At 65.2% G+C, this 17,437-nt stretch carries 12 protein-coding genes; 10 read left to right on the top strand and 2 right to left on the bottom strand.

Annotated features, from left to right (window positions below; genetic code table 11):
* Nucleotides 1-18 precede the first annotated feature (18 nt).
* The 8 genes from K9F62_04980 to chrA all read left to right on the top strand — a co-directional run bounded on the left by K9F62_04980 (nucleotide 19) and on the right by chrA (nucleotide 13,093).
* Nucleotides 19-918: a class I SAM-dependent methyltransferase gene (locus tag K9F62_04980; GenBank protein UJX42043.1), complete on the top strand. Its 900-nt coding sequence runs from the start codon at nucleotides 19-21 to the stop codon at nucleotides 916-918.
* A gap of 35 nt (nucleotides 919-953) precedes the next feature.
* Entirely contained in the window at nucleotides 954-2,255 is a 1,302-nt protein-coding gene (locus K9F62_04975; protein UJX42042.1) for a glycosyltransferase family 4 protein, read from the top strand.
* A gap of 64 nt (nucleotides 2,256-2,319) precedes the next feature.
* Nucleotides 2,320-5,940: a hypothetical protein gene (locus K9F62_04970; GenBank protein UJX42041.1), complete on the top strand. Its 3,621-nt coding sequence runs from the start codon at nucleotides 2,320-2,322 to the stop codon at nucleotides 5,938-5,940.
* Nucleotides 5,941-5,996: 56 nt separating this feature from the next.
* Nucleotides 5,997-6,905, top strand: a complete 909-nt coding sequence (locus K9F62_04965) for a decaprenyl-phosphate phosphoribosyltransferase (protein UJX42040.1) — start codon at nucleotides 5,997-5,999, stop codon at nucleotides 6,903-6,905.
* A complete protein-coding gene (locus tag K9F62_04960) occupies nucleotides 6,902-9,115 on the top strand; it encodes an SDR family oxidoreductase (GenBank protein UJX42039.1) in 2,214 nt (737 codons plus the stop codon). Before K9F62_04965 ends, K9F62_04960 begins: the two co-directional genes overlap by 4 nt.
* Nucleotides 9,116-10,288 (top strand): glycosyltransferase family 4 protein, encoded by a 1,173-nt coding sequence (locus tag K9F62_04955; GenBank protein ID UJX42038.1) that lies wholly within the window; start codon nucleotides 9,116-9,118, stop codon nucleotides 10,286-10,288.
* A 413-nt stretch (nucleotides 10,289-10,701) separates the two neighbouring features.
* Nucleotides 10,702-11,886, top strand: coding sequence for a glycosyltransferase (locus K9F62_04950; protein ID UJX42037.1), 1,185 nt, complete (start codon nucleotides 10,702-10,704; stop codon nucleotides 11,884-11,886).
* Nucleotides 11,887-11,932: 46 nt separating this feature from the next.
* On the top strand, nucleotides 11,933-13,093 hold the full coding sequence (gene chrA / locus K9F62_04945; GenBank protein UJX42036.1) for a chromate efflux transporter: 1,161 nt from the start codon (nucleotides 11,933-11,935) through the stop codon (nucleotides 13,091-13,093).
* 191 nt (nucleotides 13,094-13,284) lie between these two features.
* Here chrA and K9F62_04940 read toward each other — a convergent pair whose 3' ends face one another.
* Together K9F62_04940 and K9F62_04935 are read right to left on the bottom strand one after the other, a co-directional pair.
* A complete protein-coding gene (locus K9F62_04940) occupies nucleotides 13,285-14,508 on the bottom strand; it encodes an ABC transporter permease (GenBank protein UJX42035.1) in 1,224 nt (407 codons plus the stop codon).
* A gap of 8 nt (nucleotides 14,509-14,516) precedes the next feature.
* The gene (locus K9F62_04935) at nucleotides 14,517-14,903 is read right to left on the bottom strand and encodes a LysR family transcriptional regulator (GenBank protein ID UJX42034.1); all 387 of its coding nucleotides are present in this window, start codon (nucleotides 14,901-14,903) and stop codon (nucleotides 14,517-14,519) included.
* Nucleotides 14,904-15,048: 145 nt separating this feature from the next.
* Here K9F62_04935 and K9F62_04930 point away from each other — a divergent pair, with 145 nt between their 5' ends.
* Nucleotides 15,049-16,431: an MATE family efflux transporter gene (locus K9F62_04930; protein UJX42033.1), complete on the top strand. Its 1,383-nt coding sequence runs from the start codon at nucleotides 15,049-15,051 to the stop codon at nucleotides 16,429-16,431.
* A gap of 1 nt (nucleotide 16,432) precedes the next feature.
* Nucleotides 16,433-17,317: a phosphatidylglycerol lysyltransferase domain-containing protein gene (locus K9F62_04925; protein UJX42032.1), complete on the top strand. Its 885-nt coding sequence runs from the start codon at nucleotides 16,433-16,435 to the stop codon at nucleotides 17,315-17,317.
* The last annotated feature ends 120 nt before the right edge of the window (nucleotides 17,318-17,437 follow it).

Here is a 17,437-nt window from a genome sequence, read left to right as displayed (position 1 = left end):
GCCGGTTTGGAGACGTCCATGTCTGATGCGTCCATTTCCTGTCCTGTCTGCGGCGCGCACGACACGACAGCTTATTATGCCGACGCACAGGTGCGCCTGCGCCGCTGCCGTGCCTGCGGCCTGAAATTCCAGGCTCCCCTGCCGACGCCTGAGGCGCTTGCGGCCCTGTATGCCCGGGACTATTACGAGACGTGCTATCCGACGCGGGTGCTGGCCTGCCAGGAGCGGCTTTTTGCCGCCCGCCTGGAGCGCCTGGAGCGGCTGGCCGGCGGGGAGGGCCTTGCCCCGGTGCTGGAAGTGGGCGTGGGGCGCGGCATGTTCCTGGAGGCGGCCCGGCAGCGGGGACTCCTCTGCCAGGGGCTCGACATCGCGCCGGTTGCCGCGGACATGGTGTCCGCGCGCCTGGGCGTGCCGGTGCACGTGGGGGAGATGGTGGAGCTTTCGGCGCCCGGGTCGGGGTTTGGCTGCGTGCACATGAACCACGTCCTGGAGCACATGCCCGATCCCGGCGGGGCACTTGTCCAGGCCGCGCGCCTGCTGCGGCCGGGGGGGCTGCTTTATGTCGAAGTCCCCCGGCAGTCCAACCTGCTCAACCTGCTCTCCGGCATGGTTGCCGGCGGCGAATTCGGCTTCTCCTATTTTCCTGGCCACCTATACCTTTTCTCCACCAGGTCCCTGGCGCTGCTCGTCACACGGGCGGGGCTGTCACCCCTGGTGTGCACCATCGAGGGCATGGCCGCGCCGCACCGCTTCGTGCGCGGGGTGCATTACGCCTCGCCTTTGGCGCATCTGATCAAGGGCGCGGCCGGGGGGCTGCGGCTGGAGCGGCTGCTTGGCGGTGGGAATCTGCTGGTGGTGGCGCGAAAGGGCGGGGAACAGTGCATGGAGCGCTTTGCCATCGGGCGCAAAAACACATAATAAACCGCGAAACAACGCCGGTTTTGGCGGAGCGCATGCTTTTCTCCAAGAAAAAACACCTCACACAGGTGCCACCCGGGTTCGATCTGGACAGCCGCCCCAAGGTGGGCATCCTGGTCGAAACCACCATCCCGCCCGTGTCCCGGGCCAATCTCCGTATGTACTGGCTGGCCAAGGCCCTGATCACCGAGAAGCGGGTCATGGTCAATATGGTTTCGCCAAGCAAGGATCTTGCCTCGCGCCATTCCTATTTCGTGGAATGGATCTGGATGAACCAGTTTCCGGGCTGGGCCAGGCATCTCTATTCCACGTGGCGGCTGCCGGTGCGCATCTGGCATTTCGTCGCTTCTATTCTCTCCATCGTTATTCTCGAACTTTGGTATCGGCGTTCCTTCCACCGGGGCTTCGCCGCCCTGCACGCCTGGAATCCCCTGGCCGGACTGGCCGCCATCATCGCGGGCGGGCTGATTCGCCGGCCGGTGTTCGTCGATTTCACCGACTTTTATTCCGATATCGCCCGCACGGACATGCCGCTACTCAGCAAGCCCCTTGTCTGGCTGGAAAATTTCGTGCTGCGCAAGGCCCATCACGTCTTCGTGGTCAGCAACCAGCTCAAGGAACATCTGGTGCGCGTCCAGGGCCTGCCGGCGGCGAAGATTCATGTCGTGCCCGACGGCACCGATTCCGAGACCTTTCGCCCCGACTGCGACACCACCGGCGTGCGCGCCCGCCTCGGCATTCCCGAGGACGCCCCGGTACTGGTCTTTCACGGCGACATCAAAAATGACGACGGCGTGGACATCCTGCTCGAAGCCCTGGCCAAGGTTGTGGCCGAGTACCCGGAGGCGCGCCTGCTTATTCTCGGCGGCGGCAGCCCGTATTTCGATACGGTGTGCCGGCCGCTGATCGAGAAGCTGGGACTTGCGGACAACGTGGTCCTGCCCGGCTGGATTCCCCACAACGACGTGCCGGCGGTGCTTTGTGCCTGTGACATCGGGGCTATGACCCTTCGCGCCACCCTCAACCACGACCATTATCTGTCGTTCAAGCTCTTCGAGTATTGGGGCTGCGGCAAGCCCGTGGTGGTGACGAAGCTCAAGGCCATCGGCGAGATCGCCCGCGACGGCGAAAACGCGCTCATTGCCCAAAGCGGCGATGTCGACGGCTTTGCCCGGGCGTTTTTGCGTCTGATAAAGGACAAGGCCCTGGCCGCGCATCTCGGCCGGGCCGGTCGAGAGCTGGTGGTGCGCGAATACGACTGGCGGGAGATCATGAAAAAGGAAACCGCTGTCTATACCAGCGAATTTCTCGGGCCGCCGTGTCCGCCCAATTCGTGATCCCGTCCTGTCCCTGGCCGCGCAGCCTCGTCCGCCGGCTCCTGGCCCGGCCTGGAGGAGCGCTGTGACGCGGCGTGGGGCGTTTTTCGCCGCAGTGGCCCTGGTGGCGCTTTTCGCCCTGCTGTCCTGGCGGGGCGTCCTCGTGGCTCCGGGCCAGGTCTACGAGAACTGGGATAACTCCATCCCTCCCTATCCCCAGGAGATCGAGCGCTATGGCGCCATCTCCAAGCACGCCTGGAATCCCCATTACGACCTCGGCAGCGCCGGGGCGATGAGCGGCATTACCCGCTGGTTCGACTGCCTCATGCGCGACGGCATTGCGCCCCTTGGCGGACCGCTGATCGCCAAATGGCAAGGGCCGGTCTACGCCGTCATCGGCGGTGGCGGCATTCTTGCCCTGGCCCGGGCGCTGGGGCTCGGCTTTTGGCCCGGTCTTGCGGCGGCGCTGCTCTATGCCTTCAATCCCCGCCAGTATTCCCTGGCGGTCAGCGGCCATATCGAGGAGACCGGGTTCGCCCTGGCCCTTTTGCCCTGGGTGCTGTTGCTTTTGCAGCGGGCTGTGGACAGCCTCTCTCGCCGGCGGTTGTTCGGCTATTCCCTGGCCTCCGGCCTGCTCGGCGCGCTGGTGTGCTCGGCCTCGGCCTTCGGCATCGTCTTTTACGGCGCCTTCACCGGGCTTTTCACCCTGGCCCAGGTCGTCGCCAGGCGATCCGCCAGGCCGTTGCTCGTATTCGTCGTGGCCGGGCTGGCGATCCTGGCCCTGCATATCCACTGGCTCGTGCCCGCCGCCCTGTCCATGTCCCAGGGGGGGAGCATCAAGTATCACCAGGGCGACAGCGATCTGCGCGCCAATTACGAAGGCATCTACCGCCATTTCTCCACCCCGCCGCGCCAGGCCATGATCGGGCATACCGACAATTACGGCATGGGCACGGAATACGCCTATCCGGTCAATTTCAAGGACTCCCCGGTCTGGGTGGCGGCGGCCTTTGGTCTGCTTTTCCTGGCCCTGGCCGGCCTTGCCTACCGGCACCGGAACAAGGGGCTCCAATATTTCGCCGCCCTGGGCCTGCTTTCGGGCTTTATTCTCATGACCGGCCACAAGACCCTGGCCGGAGCGGTCTTTTACGAGCGCATCCTGCACCGGGTGCCCATGGTGTTTTTTCTCATGGCCCGGCCGGTCCGCTGGCTGCCGCTCTATTACGCCGGGCTGTCGCTTCTGGTCGGCATGGGACTGGCCGCCATCGGCCGCCGGAGCATCTGGCGCGGCAACCGGGTGGTCGACGGCGCGGCCGCGCTTTTCGCCGCCGCCTGTCTGGCCGTCTACCTCGCGCCCTATTGGAACGGCTCCCTGGCCATTCCCAAAAACGCCACCACCCAGACCATGGCGCTCATGCCCCAGCCGGTTTCCCCGGCCGAAGGCACGCTTTCCCGGGCGCTCACCGACGATCCGGCCGATTACCGCATCACGGTCTGGCCGACCATCGCCGGCCCCACGGGCGACGTGCCCGCCCCGCCGTCCGATGCCGTCACCCGCAATTTCGGCATGCTCGGCAAGGACGCCGTCATGGGCCCGACCTTTATCGGCGAGCCCTACAGCCGCTTCCTGCTGACCGTGCTCATGCGGCCCTGGCCCTATACCGACCGTTTCGGCCGGCTGCTGGGGCTGGCGGCGGTCAGGCGCGTGATTTTCGACCCGGGCGTGCCCTATCTGTCCTACGGCTCCTTCGGCTGGATGCCGACCACCAAGCGCGGCCCGGAGACGCTGTTCGATCCCGGCAACATCCTGGCTCCGTTCGTGGCCGCCCAGACAGACCTAGCCCCGGACGCTGGGTTTGCCGCACCGCCGCTCGACATCCTGCGCAATACGGATTTTCTGCCCCGGCTGCGGCTGGCCGGGCAGGGCGTGTTGGCCGCCGGCGGCTTTCCGCTGCTTTTATCCGAATCCGTGGCGGCCAAACCGGATTTTTCCGGCCGACTGGCCTTTTTCGGTTCGGACCTGACCCAGGCGGACGTCGCGCGCCTTGACGACAAGCTTGCCGGAGTAGCGGCGCTGGGCCGGTCCTGGCCGGAACTGCTCCTGCCGTATCTGCCGGCCGACGCCTTTGCGCCGGCCTCGGCCGCGCGGCTGGAGGGAACGTTCGGGAATCTTTCCGGCAAAGTGCTCGACGACCCGCGCCTGGGCGGGGCGGAACTCGACGGCGGCGGCAAGGTGAGCGACGGCCCCGGCCGGCTGGAATTTTCTCTTGTCGGCCACGGCCCCTGGCGCCTCTTTGTGCGGGCCGGGGCCGCACCCTTTGCCGGTCGGGCTGACATCCGTCTGGACGGCGCGCCGGTGGCCAACCTCGACGCCGGCATACTCGGCAAGGGCCTCGACTGGATCGACTGCGGCACGGCCGATTTCGAGCCCGGCCCGCCCCATGGCCTGACCATCGACGTCCCCGGCCGGGGCGTGGTCGTTTCCGGCCTGCTGGCCGTGCCCGAGGACGCCTTTGATGCGGCAAAAGCGCGCATGGGCCAGGTGGCCGCGGCCGGGGAAACGCGGCTGGCCGTGGAGGCCGAGGAGGCGATGCGGGGGCCTGTCGCCCCCATGCAGCCGCGCCTTTCCCTGCCGCTGCTGGCCCCACAGGCCGGCGTTTCCATGACGGCCGAAAACGCCCGGCTGGACAAGCGCGATCCCCAGGGCGGCGGCACCGTGGCCGTGGAAGGCGACAGGCCGGGCGCGGTCACCTTTACCGCCGCCTTTCCCGCGCCCGTGGCCGACCTGACCCTCGAAGCCTATCCGCGCCTTTTCGGCGACAAGGCCGCGCCGTCCTACGTGCGGGCTTCCGTGTCCGTGGACGGCGGGCCGTTTACTCCGCTTTTCGCCATCGAGGGCAAACCCGACGGTCGCTGGGAGGATGTCTACGGTCGCCGTGAGGTCCGGGTCATCAAGGGCCCGGCCAGGACCGTGACCGCGCGTTTCGCCATGCGTCAGGCCCAGCTTTCCTCCCAGGCCAATTCGCCCAACCATCCCATGCGGCTGGTGGCCGATACGCCTGTCCCGGGCGGGGCGACGTTGTCTTTTGGCGCGGCGGCCCGGCTGCCGGCGGTCTTCGATTTGACCGCGCCGGTCCCGGGAACGTATGCGGCCCATCTGCGCCTCGTCGGTCGGGCCGGGGACGCCGTCACCCTGCCGGACGGCTCCAGCCGGACCTTTGCCGCCGACGGCGTGCTGGATGTGGCGGATATTCCCGTGACCACCGACGCCGCCGGCAAGGCGCGTCTGGCCATCGGCGGCCCGGCCGAGGCCGCCTGCGACCGCATCGAACTGGTCAAAGGCAATAGTGCGCCGCCGCCAGGAAGCGACCCGCCGTACCGGCGCCTCAATGCCGGCCGCTACGCCGTGGATATCCCAGCCGGGCAGGGCGGCTATCTCGTTTTCGCGGAGTCCTTTCACCCGGGCTGGCGGCTCAAGCTGGGCGGCCATGACATCGCGCCCATCCGGGGCCTGGGCTTCGCCAATGCCTACCCGCTGCCGCCGGGCGCGTCCGGGCCGGCCGAACTGGTTTTCCGGGACGAGGCGATCATGGCCAGGCTCGTGCCCGTGGCCGAGGTCGCCTGGGTGGTCCTGGCGCTGCTTGCCGCCATGCTGCTCGCGCCCTGGCCGCGCCGGTCCCCGGATACGGGGCGCGGCCACGATTGAAGCCGGGTTCGATCCCGGCTATGGTTCCCCGGCCGGCTGTTGCCGGATGGAGTGCTATGGGAAAACGTCCGTCACGGTTCGCGTCCTGCCTGAAGCTGGCCCGACCGCATCAATACATCAAAAACGCCTTTGTCTTTCTGCCGCTTTTTTTCGGCTGGAAGCTGGCCGGTCCGGCCGCCGTGGCGCGGGCGGTGCTGGCGTTTGTGGCCTTTTGTCTCGTGGCCAGCGCCGTTTACGTCATAAACGACCTGAAGGACGTGGAGGAGGACCGGGCCCATCCGGCCAAGCGCAACCGGCCGCTGGCTTCGGGCGCGTTGTCGCCTGCCGAGGGCATCGCCTTTGCCTGCGGTCTGCTCGTTGCCGGCGCTTTCGTGACGGCCTGGCTCGGCTCGGCCGGGTTTACGATCATCCTGGCCGGCTATCTCGGCATCAACCTGCTTTACAGCTTCGGGCTCAAGCACAAGGCCCTGGTCGATCTGGCCTGCATCGCCGTGGGCTTCGTGCTGCGGGTGTTTGCCGGCGGCGTGGTCACGGGCATCACCCCCAGCCACTGGATCGTGCTCATGACGTTCCTGCTGGCGCTTTTTCTCGGCTTCGCCAAACGCCGCGACGATCTGCTTTTATCCGCCGCCGGCTGCGAAAAAACGCGCCGGTCACTTGACGGCTACAACCTGGAATTCGTCTCCGCCGCCATGATGATCATGGCGGCCGTGGTCATCGTCAGCTACATCCTCTACACCGTTTCGCCGGAAGTCATCGCCAAGCACGGTTCGGACAAGTTGTATCTGACCGCGATTTTCGTCATCATGGGCGTGCTGCGCTATCTCCAGATAACCCTGGTGGAGTGCAAAAGCGGCTCGCCCACGCTGGTCCTTTTGCGCGACGGCTTCATCCAGGCGTCCCTCGTGTTGTGGATCGCCAGCTGCTACGTCATCCTTTATGTGGAGCACTCCGTTCTTCCATGAAAAAAATCATGCTTTTCTATCCGCCGGGCCGGTTCTACCAGCGCGGCGAGGACCGTTCGCAGGGCAATGTGGAGCAGTCCACGGCCACGTCCATGCGCGCGCCGAACGACCTGGGCTATGCCGCCGCCACGCTGAAAAAGGAAGGCTTCGCCGTCTTTTTGCGTGACTACCAGACCGAGCGTCTGCACCCGGACGACCTTTTCGCCGATTTCGAGCGCGAAAACCCGGATGGCGTGTTCGTCAGCATCACCAACTCCACCATTTTCGACGACTTGGCCCTCATTGGCGAGCTGGCGAAGCGCAAGCCGGGCCTGCTGGTCATGCTCAAGGGCGCGATCTTTTTCGATCCCGACCATGCCCTGCTCGACCAGCTCGACCTCGCCGACGCCACCTATCTGATCGGTCTGGAATCCGATTTCACCGTGGGGAGACTGGCCAAGGCCCATTTCGAGGACCCGGCGGCCGTACCCGGTATTCGCGGCATCCTCTACAGGAAGGATGGCGGCTGGGCCAAGACGGACTTTTCCTCCTGGGAAACCGACCTCGACAGCCTGCCCTTTCCGGATCGCAGCCTCATCAAAAACGCCCTGTATATCCGGCCGGATACCGGCGAACCGCAAGCCACCATCGCCACCTCGCGCGGCTGCCCCTCGGCCTGTATTTTCTGCATGACGCCCAAGATTTCGGGCAAGAAGCTGCGCCTGCGCTCCCCGGAAAACATCCTGGCCGAACTCTCGGAGTGCTATTTCACCCACGGCATCCGCGACTTCTTCTTCAAGTCCGACACCTTCACCTTCGATGCCAAATGGACCGAGGCCGTCTGCCGGGCCATCCTGGACTCGCCGCTTGCCGGCAAGATTCGCTGGGTGGCCAATTCCAAGGTCAAACCGCTTCAGCGCGACACCCTGGCCATCATGAAAAAGGCCGGCTGCTGGCTGGTGGCCTTCGGCTACGAGTCCGGCAGTCCCGAGACGCTCACGCGCATCCACAAGAACACAACAATCAACGACAACCTCCAGGCCACCAAATGGGCCAAGGAAGTGGGGCTCTTGACCTTCGGCTTTTTCCTCATCGGTCTGCCCTGGGAGGGCCGGGAGCACCTGGAAGCCACGCGCAAGCACATCTTCGCCCTCGACAACGACTTCCTGGAACTCCATATCGCCATTCCGTACTATGGCACGCACTTAAACGAGATCGCCCGCCAGGAAGGGCTCATTCCGGGCACCGTGCTCGGCAAGGACTATTTCAACGCCCCGACCGTGGGCACGAAACACCTGTCCATGGAAGAGATCGAGGCCTTCCGCAAGAAGACCCTGCTCGATTTCCACCTGCGCCCGTCCTACATCGGCCGCAAGATCCTCCAGGCCGGCGGCAACCCGAAAATCCTGGCCAACTACGCCCGGTTCGGCCTGCGGCTGCTCAAAAACACCCTGCTGCCGCCCAAGCGGCCCAGGGTGCTAACCCCGGACGATGCCCCGCCCCATGCTCTCATTCTCGGGGCCAATTCCGACATCGCCCTGGCCCTGGCCCGGGAGCTGGCCCAGCATGACAAGGCGACCCTGACCCTGGCCTCGCGCGATACCGCGCGCCTGGAGCCTGCGGCCGAGGCCATCGCCTGCGACTGCGACGTCAAGGTGACCGTGTGCCCGTTCGACGCCCTGGATACCGCCGGTCACAAGGCCTTTTACGAGTCCCTGGACCCGGCCCCGGACCTCGTGGTCGTGGCCTTCGGCCTGCTCGGCGACCAGAAGGCCGGCCAGCGCGATTTCGAATCGGCCCGGACCGTCATCGACACCAACCTGACCGGCGCGCTCTCCATCCTCGAAATCGCGGCCGCGGCCATGGAACGGCAGGGACACGGCACCATCGTCGCCCTGTCCTCCCCGGCCGGCGAACGCGGCCGCAAGAGCAACTACCTCTACGGCGCGGCCAAGGCCGGGCTCACCGTGGCCCTGTCCGGCCTGCGCCACCGGCTGGCCAAGACGGGCGTGCACGTCGTGACCGTCCTGCCCGGCTGGACAAGGACGCGCATGACCGCCGCCGCACCGACGCCCAAGTGGCTGACCGCGACGCCGCAGCGTGTCGCGGTCGACATCCGCCGGGCCATCCACGCCGGCAGCTCCGTGGTCTATACCCCCTGGTACTGGCGGCCCATCATGGCCCTTGTGCGGGCGCTTCCCGAAAAACTCTTCGTCAAAACGAACCTCTAGATGAAAATTCTTTATCTCAACCACAATCCCGAGCGCTACGGCACCTATTTCCGGTGCTACCATCTGGCCCGGCACCTGGCCGAACGCGGTCACGACGTGACGTTGCTGTGCGCCTCGCGCGAGCCCACGCTCTCCATCCGCGACCGCAAGGAAGGCTCGCTCACCATCCGCATCCTGCCGCGCGTCAATATCGCCACCTACCACACCGGCCATACCCTGCGCATGTTTCTAAACGCCAAGGAATGCCTCACGGCCGACATGGATATCCTCCATGCCTTCGCCTTTCCGCTGCATCCCATAAGCTTTCCCACGTTCCTGACGTCCATCGCCCGGCCCAAGGTGAAAATCGTCCTGGACCACGACGACATGTGGAAGGGCGGCTTCACCCTGCACCATCCCGCGCCCGTGCGCGCGCTCTACGACTTCACCGAGGACAGGCTCCCGGCCGTGGCCGACATGGCCACCGCCGCCAGCGAAATCCTCATGCGGAAATTCCGCGACGCCGGTCTGCCCGAGGAAAAAATCCACTACATCCCCAACTGCCCGACCCTGGCCGCCGACATGCCGGACAAGGCGGACGCGCGCGCCTCCCTGGGCCTGGCCCCGGACGACAAGATCGTCCTGTCCATGGGCCACACCTACACCGAGTCCCTGTTCGCGCTCCTCGACGCCTATGCCGAGGCCAGAAAGACCCTCCCGGGCCTCAAGCTCCTTTTCCTCGGCAAGCTCCATATTTCCGACGACTTCAAGACCCGCATGCGCGCCTACGAGGAGCGCTTCGCCCCGGATATCGTCACCATCGGCGAGAAGCCGCCAACGGAAGTGCCGGCCTACCTCGCCGCCTCCGACGCGCTCCTTTTGCCCATGGACGACGACCCCATCGAGAAAGCCCGCTTTCCGATCCGCTTCGGGGATTACCTCGCCTCGGGCGTGCCGGTCGTGTCCAACGCCGTCGGGGAAATCAAACGCATCATGGAATCGCGCGACTGCGGCTACACCGCCCCGGTCGACGATGCCGCCGCCTTTGGCCGGGCCATCGTCACCGCCCTGACCGATGCTACGGAGCGGGATCGCAAACGCGAAAACGCGCGCCGGCTTATCGCCGAGGAGCTCAACTGGCCCGCCGTGGCCGCGCGTCTCGAAGCGATCTACGAACAGACGTTGGCCGGGTAGCGGGGGGCGGGGCGGAGACGGCTGGGGCTCTGCCCCAGGCCCCGACAGGGGCGCTGCCCCTGCACCCCGCCGGGGGGCCACGGGCCCCCCGGCCCCCCCGGCCGGTGTGCTTTGGCTGGGCGGAGGCTGGGTTGGCTGGCGGTCAGGCGGAAGTGTTGGAAGATGGGGGCGGAATTTGCCGGGACGGTGCATGCCGCTTCGCGGCAAGCTCGTCCCAAACAAATTCCGCCCCCACCACGCCGTCGCCCCTTCGGGGCGAAGGGTGTTGGATTTTACGAACGAAAGAAGGGTGCATCGTAACCCCTTTAAAGTTTTTTGGGGAGGGTGGGGGTCCGGGGGAGGGAACCCCTTTTTTTCAAAAAAGGGGTTCCCTCCCCCGGTTCCCTCCTCCTTGCCGGAGGCTCACACACATCATGCGCATATTCGTGCCGGCCATGGGTCGGGTCAATACCAGCAACCGGGACGGCAGCGAGGTCCGGTTTGCCGAGATAGCCAAGCGGTGGCTGGCCGCCGGGGTGGAGTTGCTGCTGCTGTTGCCCAGGCGGGAGATCGGGGTTTTGGAGTCCCAGGGCGTGCGGGCCTCGTGGCAGGTGCACTGGGAGCCGTTTTCGGACGAGTCGGACGGGCTGTGGAACGTCCTGCGCACCTATCTGTGGCGCATTTTGACCTGTCCGTTCGCGCGGTATCCGAAAAATGTGGACGCGGTGTACGCACCGTCGGATTTCCTGTTCGACCTGTTGCCGGCCTTGTTGTGTCGCTGGCGCAATCCCGGGGCCAAGCTCGTGGTCTGCGTGTTTCTCATCGCGCCCAACCCCTTCAAGGGCTACGAGAACGTCTTTGGCGGCAAGAAGCGGCTGCCCACGGTGCGCGGCGTGCTCTATTACGTCACCCAGTGGCTGTCGGTGGCCATGGCGCGCTTGGCCGGGGCGACCCTGCTCGTGCTCAATTCCCTGGACAAGGATTCGCTTCTTGCCATGGGCGCCAAGCCGGAGAAGGTGCACGTGGTGACCATGGGCGTGGACAGGGAATTTTTCGACAGTGTCTCGCCTGTGGAGGAAACGCCGGTCTATGACGGCATTTTTCTGGGGCGGCTGCATCCGCAAAAAGGGCTTTTCGATCTGGTGCGCATCTGGCGGATGGTGTGCGACGCCCGGCCGGGAAGCAGGCTTGGGGTCATCGGCGGCGGCAGCGACTGGTGGTTTGCCAAGCTGACCCAGGAGATCAAGGACGCGGGGCTTTCGGGCAACGTGGACCTGCTCGGATTTCGCCAGGGCGCGGAGAAGGTGCGGCTCCTTAAAGCCGCCGGCTGTTTCCTCATGCCGAGCCATTACGAGAGCTTCGGCCAGGTGGCGGTGGAGGCCATGGCCAGCGGGCTTCCGGTGGTGGCCTACGATCTGCCGATTTACCGCGAGATTTTCCCTACCGGCATGGTCAAAACGCCGCTCGAGGATACCCGGGCTTTCGCCGATGCGGTGCTGTGCGTGTTAAACGAGCCCGGATGCCGGGAGGCGGCCGTAATGGCTGCTCGCGAGCGCGCCGCCGCCTTCGAGTGGTCGGCCATTGCCGCCCGGGAAACGGAACTTGTCAAAAACGCCTGAAGGGGTACGACCGAGACCAGAACCGTCAACACGGAGCCGGCCTGCCATGGGTGAGTTCCTCAAGCTCTTTGGCCTCTTTTTCCGGGTGGGATCGACCAATTTCGGCGGCCCGGCCATTATTCCCTACCTGCGGGCCGAGGTCCTAAAACGCGGCATCATCGACTCGCGGCGTTTCGGCCGGGGCGTGGCCCTGACGGAGATCCTGCCCGGCTCCACCATTCTCCAGCTCTCCGGGTACATCGGCCAGGAGTACAAGGGCGTCACCGGGGCCGTGGTGGCCTTTGCCGGCATGGCCATGCCGAGCTTTCTGATGATGCTCGGCCTTACCTGGCTGTACGTGGCCTATCACAGCCTGGAGATCGTCAAGGCGGTGCTGGCCTGCATGGACGCGGTGATCATCGTGGTCATCCTCCAGGCGGCGCGCATGTCGTTTGCGGTGAGCATCAAGAACTGGCGCGCGGCGGCCCTGGCCGCCATCGGGTTCGCGCTGTTCATGTTCAAGATTTCCTCGCTGATCGTGCTTGGCGGCTGCGCCGTGCTGGCGCTTTTCGTGCTGCCGCGGCCGAAGGCCCAGGACGCCGGCGAGGATGTGGAGAAGTTCCCCACCCATCTGATCGTGAAGATCATCGTGTTGTGCCTGGCCATGGCCGGTGCGGCCGTGGGGGCCTTTTTGTGGGAGCCCCGCATGGGGCAGCTGGCCGTGTACATGATCAAAGCGTCGCTGCTGTCTTTTGGCGGCGGGTTCGCCACCATCCCGATCTTCCTGGAAGACATCGTGCACACCAGCCACTGGCTGACCGAAACCCAGCTCATGGCCGGCATCATGCTCGGGCAGGTGACGCCCGGGCCGGTGGTCATTACCGCGACCTTTATCGGCTACCTGATGCACGGGCTTTTGGGCGCGTGTCTGGCCACGTTGTGCATTCTTGGCCCGTCGTTCATCCTGGTCGTGGCCATCGGGCCGGTCTTCGGCTCCGTGGGGAACAATCCCTGGGTGCGAAAGGGGGTGACCGGCGTGCTGGCGGGGTTTATCGGCATGCTGGGCAGCGTGGCCATCTTCCTGGGCCAGGAAGTGCACTGGAACTGGCCGACCGGGGTGACGCTGGGGCTCTCGGCGTTGCTGATGCTCTGGAAAAAGCCGTCGGTGATCTGGCTCATCCTCATGGGTGTGGCCATCGCGGTGGGGGACTTTTATTTGCTGCGGTAGAGGTGCTTTGAAAGATGAACCGGGGGGAACCCTTTCTGTAGAAAGGGTTCCCCCCCGGCCCCCCTTCCCAAAGACTTTTAGCGGTTACAAAAGGTTGCCGCCAATCCCTCGGTAATTATTGAAAGTTTTTGGGAGGGGAGAGCGCGAGAGGGGGACCCTTTTTCCCAAAAAAGGTCCCCCTCTCGCATCCTCTACTCATCCCGTAACACCTGCAACACCTCCACATTGGCCGCGCTCCAGGCCGGGTACGCGCCGGCGACCAGTCCCAGGGCGGCCGAGCCGAAAAGCGACGTGCCGATGAGCCAGGCGTTGTAGACGCTCGGGAACTGCCCGAGCCGGTAGATGACCGCCAGAAGGAGCAGCGCCGCCGCCGTGCCCGCCGTGCCGCCGACTGCCGACATGGCCCCGGATTCGATGAGGAACTGGCGGATGATGTCCCGCCGTCGCGCCCCCACGGCCCGCCGGATGCCGATCTCCAGGCGTCTGGCCCGCACGAGCAGGATCATGATGGACAGGATGCCGAGTCCGCCGATGGCGAAGGACAGCGACGAGCTGATGTAGCCGAGCGTCTGGACCAGATCCAGGGCCTGCTGTTTGAGCTGCATGGTGTCGCGGGCGGTGAGCACCCGGAAATCGTCGGCTTGGCCCTTTTCCGTCTTGATGTCGTGGCGGCGGCGCAGGATATATTGCGCCGTGGCCTTGGCCGCCTCGAAATCCGTGCCCTCGGCCAGCTGCATATAGACGCCGTGGATGTAGTTCTTGTTGGACATGCGGCGCATGTAGGTGGAAAGCGGCACGAAAATCTGCTCGTCCTGGTTGGTGCCGGAAACGTCCGAGCCTTTTTCCTCCATCACCCCGACCACCCGAAGCCGCGCCCGGAAAATATAGACCGTCTGGCCCACGGCCGCCTCGGGCGAACCGAAAAGTCGCGTGGCGATGGTCGGCCCCAGGGCGCACACGAGGGCCTTGTCGTTCTCGTCGTCCTGGTCGAAGAAGTGGCCGTATTGCGGATGGTTGCCGCGAATGGCCGGGTAGGCCGGCCAGGTGGCCACGATCTGGCACATGGTTTTTTTGTCCCCGGCCCGGATGGGCGAGGTGAAGGCCAGGTAGGGCACGCCGCCGACGACCGAGGGCAGGCCGCGCAAAAGCGCCATGGCATCGGGCAGCTTCAGTTTGGTATTGCCGGCGTCTGACCGGATGTCCCCGCGTCGGAAGCGGACGTTGCCGCTCATGGCCATAAGCAGGTTGGGGCCGAGCTTTTCGGTTTCCAGCACGGCCTTGCGTTCCATGGCCAGCGAGATATGGAGCACGCCGGTTAAGGCCAGCGCCCCCAGAAACACCCCCAGCATGGCCAGGATGGTGCGCATCTTGTGGGTGGTGAGCGACTTGATCGCGATGCGCAGGCTAAAAAACACTGCCGGCCTCAGGAGCGCTTGCCCGGCGGGGGGGCGTCTTCGGAAAAGGGCTCCGTGGACCAGGGGAAAATGCTTCTGGCCCGTTCCACGGCGTAGGCTTCCACCTCGCTGTGCCAGGCGCGGAACATGCGGACGATCTCATGGCCGAGCGGGGTGAGGCGAAATCCCTTCTTGGGGCCCGTGCGCTCGACCAGCGGGTCGCCGATGACGGTTTCGGTCTGTTTCATGCGGCCCCAGGCCGCCCGGTAGGACATGCCCATGGCCGCGGCCGCCTTGTTGAGCGAGCCCAGTTCCTCCACCAGTTCCAGAAGCTGGATACGTCCCAGGCCAAGCAGCATGCCGTCCTTGGTTTCCAGCCACAGGTGCAGTCGCTGCACGGCCTCGATGTTCTGCATCACGCCTCCCTTGCCCGCCGATTCCCCCGAGGGCGCCGGCTCCGTTCACCTTAGCCCTAGCCGGGCGTGACTGCCAAGGGGGAGTTGACCACGGGCCGGCTGTCCCGTATCGCCAGACGCCTGCGTGCGCGCAAGCGAGGGTTCCATGACAAGACAGAGCGGATTTGCGGACACGGGCACCGGATTTCGGGAAATCTGGGCCCTGGCCTGGCCGCAAATCCTTATGATGTTTCTCAATTTCCTGATCGGTATTGCCGATGTCTACGTCGGCGGCCGCATCGGCCGTGAGACCCAGGCCGCCATCGGCCTGCTGACCCAGGCCATGTTTTTTTTCCAGGTGGTGGCCATGGCTGTGGCCAACGGCGCCGTGGCCGCGGTCAGCCAGTCCGAGGGCGCGGGCAAGCGCCAGCGGGCCAACCGCTATGTCTGGCTGTGCCTGCTGCTGGGCGTGGTCGCCTCCCTGGCCATTTTGATCCTGGGTCTGGCCGGCCAGTCGCTTTTCCTGTCCCTGCTGCAGGTCCCGGCCCCCCTGCTGCCGACAGCCCGCTATTTTCTGACGGTTTTTTTGTGGCTTTTGCCCATCCAGTCCTTTTTCAACATCGCCAATGCCCTGTTCCGGGCCAAAAAGCTGGTCATGGTGCCGCTTTACGCCTGGGGATTGGCCGCCGTGCTCAATGCCGTCGGCGATTTCGGGCTGGGGCTCGGCTATTGGGGCCTGCCGAATCTCGGTTATGCCGGCGTGGCCTGGACGACATTCATTTCGGTCACGGCCGGGATGCTGTTCAATTTCGCGGCGTTGTTGCGGGTGGGGATGCTTCGGGCCGCCGAGTTTCCGACCTGCCGCTGGGTCCGCCAGGGCATCGGCTACCTGCTCAAAGTAGCCTGGCCGTCGGGGCTCATGCAGATCGTGTGGCAGACGGGCTATCTGGTGCTTTTCGCCATTACCGGCTCATTGCCCACGGGCAGCGTCGACGCCCTGGCCGGCATGGCGGCCGGAGCCCGGGTGGAGTCGCTGCTTTTTCTGCCGCCCATGGCCTTTAACTTCACGGCCTCCATACTGGTCGGCAACCTGCTCGGGGCCGGACGGCCGGACCTGGCCAAGCGGGTGGGGTATCGCATCGTCATCACAGGCGTTTTGGCTGTGACGCTCATGGGACTCGCCTTGTGGCCGTTCCTGCCCGATGCGGCGGCCATCCTGTCACCCGATCCCCAGGTGCGGATTCAGGCGGTCTCATATCTCCGTTACAACGTGGCGGCCATTCCCTTTACGGTCAGCGGTCTTATTCTCATCGGGGCCATGACCGGGGCCGGCGCGACGCTGCTGACGCTTTTCGTGACCGGTTCCTCGATCTGGCTCGTGCGGTTGCCGTTGGCCGTGTACTTGGGGCATAGACTCCTTGGCCGGGCCGAGGGCGTGTGGATATCCATGTTTGCCTCCCAGGCTGTGCAGGCCGTGGCCTGCCTGTGCGTGTACCAGTTCGCGAACTGGGCGCGTTTCGGCATGGGTGGCGGCAAACCAAGGAAGTGAGATGCGAGAGGGTTTCGAGGAAATATCATTGGCCCGCCGGGAAGAATATCTGGACCGTCTGGCCCGTTGTCCCGAAAAGGTGTCGGACTACAGCTTCGGCAACCTGTGGGGCTGGGCCGAGGAATACGGGCTTTCCTGGCGCTTCGGCGAAAGCCATGTGTGGATATTGCAGACCAAACCGTACGAGGTCTTCTGGGCCCCTGTGGGGCCGTGGACGGACGTGGACTGGAGCGAATGCCCCTGCCTGTCCCAGGGGCTCGATTTCATCCGGGTGCCCGAGAGGTTGTGCGCCATTTTGCACGAGGCCATGCCCGAGCGCGTGACCAACCAGGAGGCGCGCGACCATTACGATTACGTCTACAACGTGTCCGATCTTGTCGAGCTCAAGGGCAACAAGTTCCACAAGAAAAAAAATCTGCTCAACCAGTTTCTGCGTACCTACGACTACGAATACAAGCCGCTCACCCCGGATTGTGTGGAAGAGACGCTGGAAATGCAGCGCCAGTGGTTTTCCTGGCGCGACCCCGAGGAATCGGGCGCGCTCCTGGCCGAAAACCAGGCCATCATGCGGGTGCTGCAACACTGGGACCGCATCCCCGGGCTCATGGGCGGGGCCGTGCGCGTGGACGGCGAGATGATCGCCTACACCGTGGCCGAGGCCCTTACCCCGGACATGCTCGTCATCCACTTCGAAAAGGGCAAACCCGGGTTCAAGGGCGTGTACCAGGCCATCAGCCAGATGTTTCTGGCCGACGCCGGGGCCGGCTACGCCCTGGTCGACCGGGAACAGGACCTGGGCGACGAGGGATTGCGCAAGGCCAAGCTCTCGTACAACCCGTCGCTGTTTCTGAAAAAGTGTACGGTATCCGTGGGGCCCAAGGCCTGAAGCCCGCCCTGGCCGCCAGGGGAGGACGCCTCGCGTCGGTTGTCGGCCGGATTCGGATCGCGATGTCCTTGTCCGCGCTGTTCGGTCGGCGGGCTGTTCCACACGGCGGTCCGGCTTGCT

The sequence above is a fragment of the Desulfovibrio sp. JY genome, assembly GCA_021730285.1.
Taxonomy (GTDB): domain Bacteria; phylum Desulfobacterota; class Desulfovibrionia; order Desulfovibrionales; family Desulfovibrionaceae; genus Solidesulfovibrio.
Note: the sequence above shows the minus strand (reverse complement) of the source record. Positions and strands in the feature narration are given on the sequence as shown.

Bases quoted from the DNA above. Each gene is read 5' to 3' on its own strand.
- K9F62_04980 (UJX42043.1), top strand. From the start codon at position 19: ATGTCTGATGCGTCCATTTCCTGTCCTGTCTGCGGCGCGCACGACACG.
- K9F62_04975 (UJX42042.1), top strand. From the start codon at position 954: ATGCTTTTCTCCAAGAAAAAACACCTCACACAGGTGCCACCCGGGTTC.
- K9F62_04965 (UJX42040.1), top strand. From the start codon at position 5,997: ATGGGAAAACGTCCGTCACGGTTCGCGTCCTGCCTGAAGCTGGCCCGA.
- K9F62_04960 (UJX42039.1), top strand. From the start codon at position 6,902: ATGAAAAAAATCATGCTTTTCTATCCGCCGGGCCGGTTCTACCAGCGC.
- K9F62_04955 (UJX42038.1), top strand. From the start codon at position 9,116: ATGAAAATTCTTTATCTCAACCACAATCCCGAGCGCTACGGCACCTAT.
- K9F62_04950 (UJX42037.1), top strand. From the start codon at position 10,702: ATGCGCATATTCGTGCCGGCCATGGGTCGGGTCAATACCAGCAACCGG.
- chrA (UJX42036.1), top strand. From the start codon at position 11,933: ATGGGTGAGTTCCTCAAGCTCTTTGGCCTCTTTTTCCGGGTGGGATCG.
- K9F62_04935 (UJX42034.1), bottom strand. From the start codon at position 14,903: ATGCAGAACATCGAGGCCGTGCAGCGACTGCACCTGTGGCTGGAAACC.
- K9F62_04930 (UJX42033.1), top strand. From the start codon at position 15,049: ATGACAAGACAGAGCGGATTTGCGGACACGGGCACCGGATTTCGGGAA.
- K9F62_04925 (UJX42032.1), top strand. From the start codon at position 16,433: ATGCGAGAGGGTTTCGAGGAAATATCATTGGCCCGCCGGGAAGAATAT.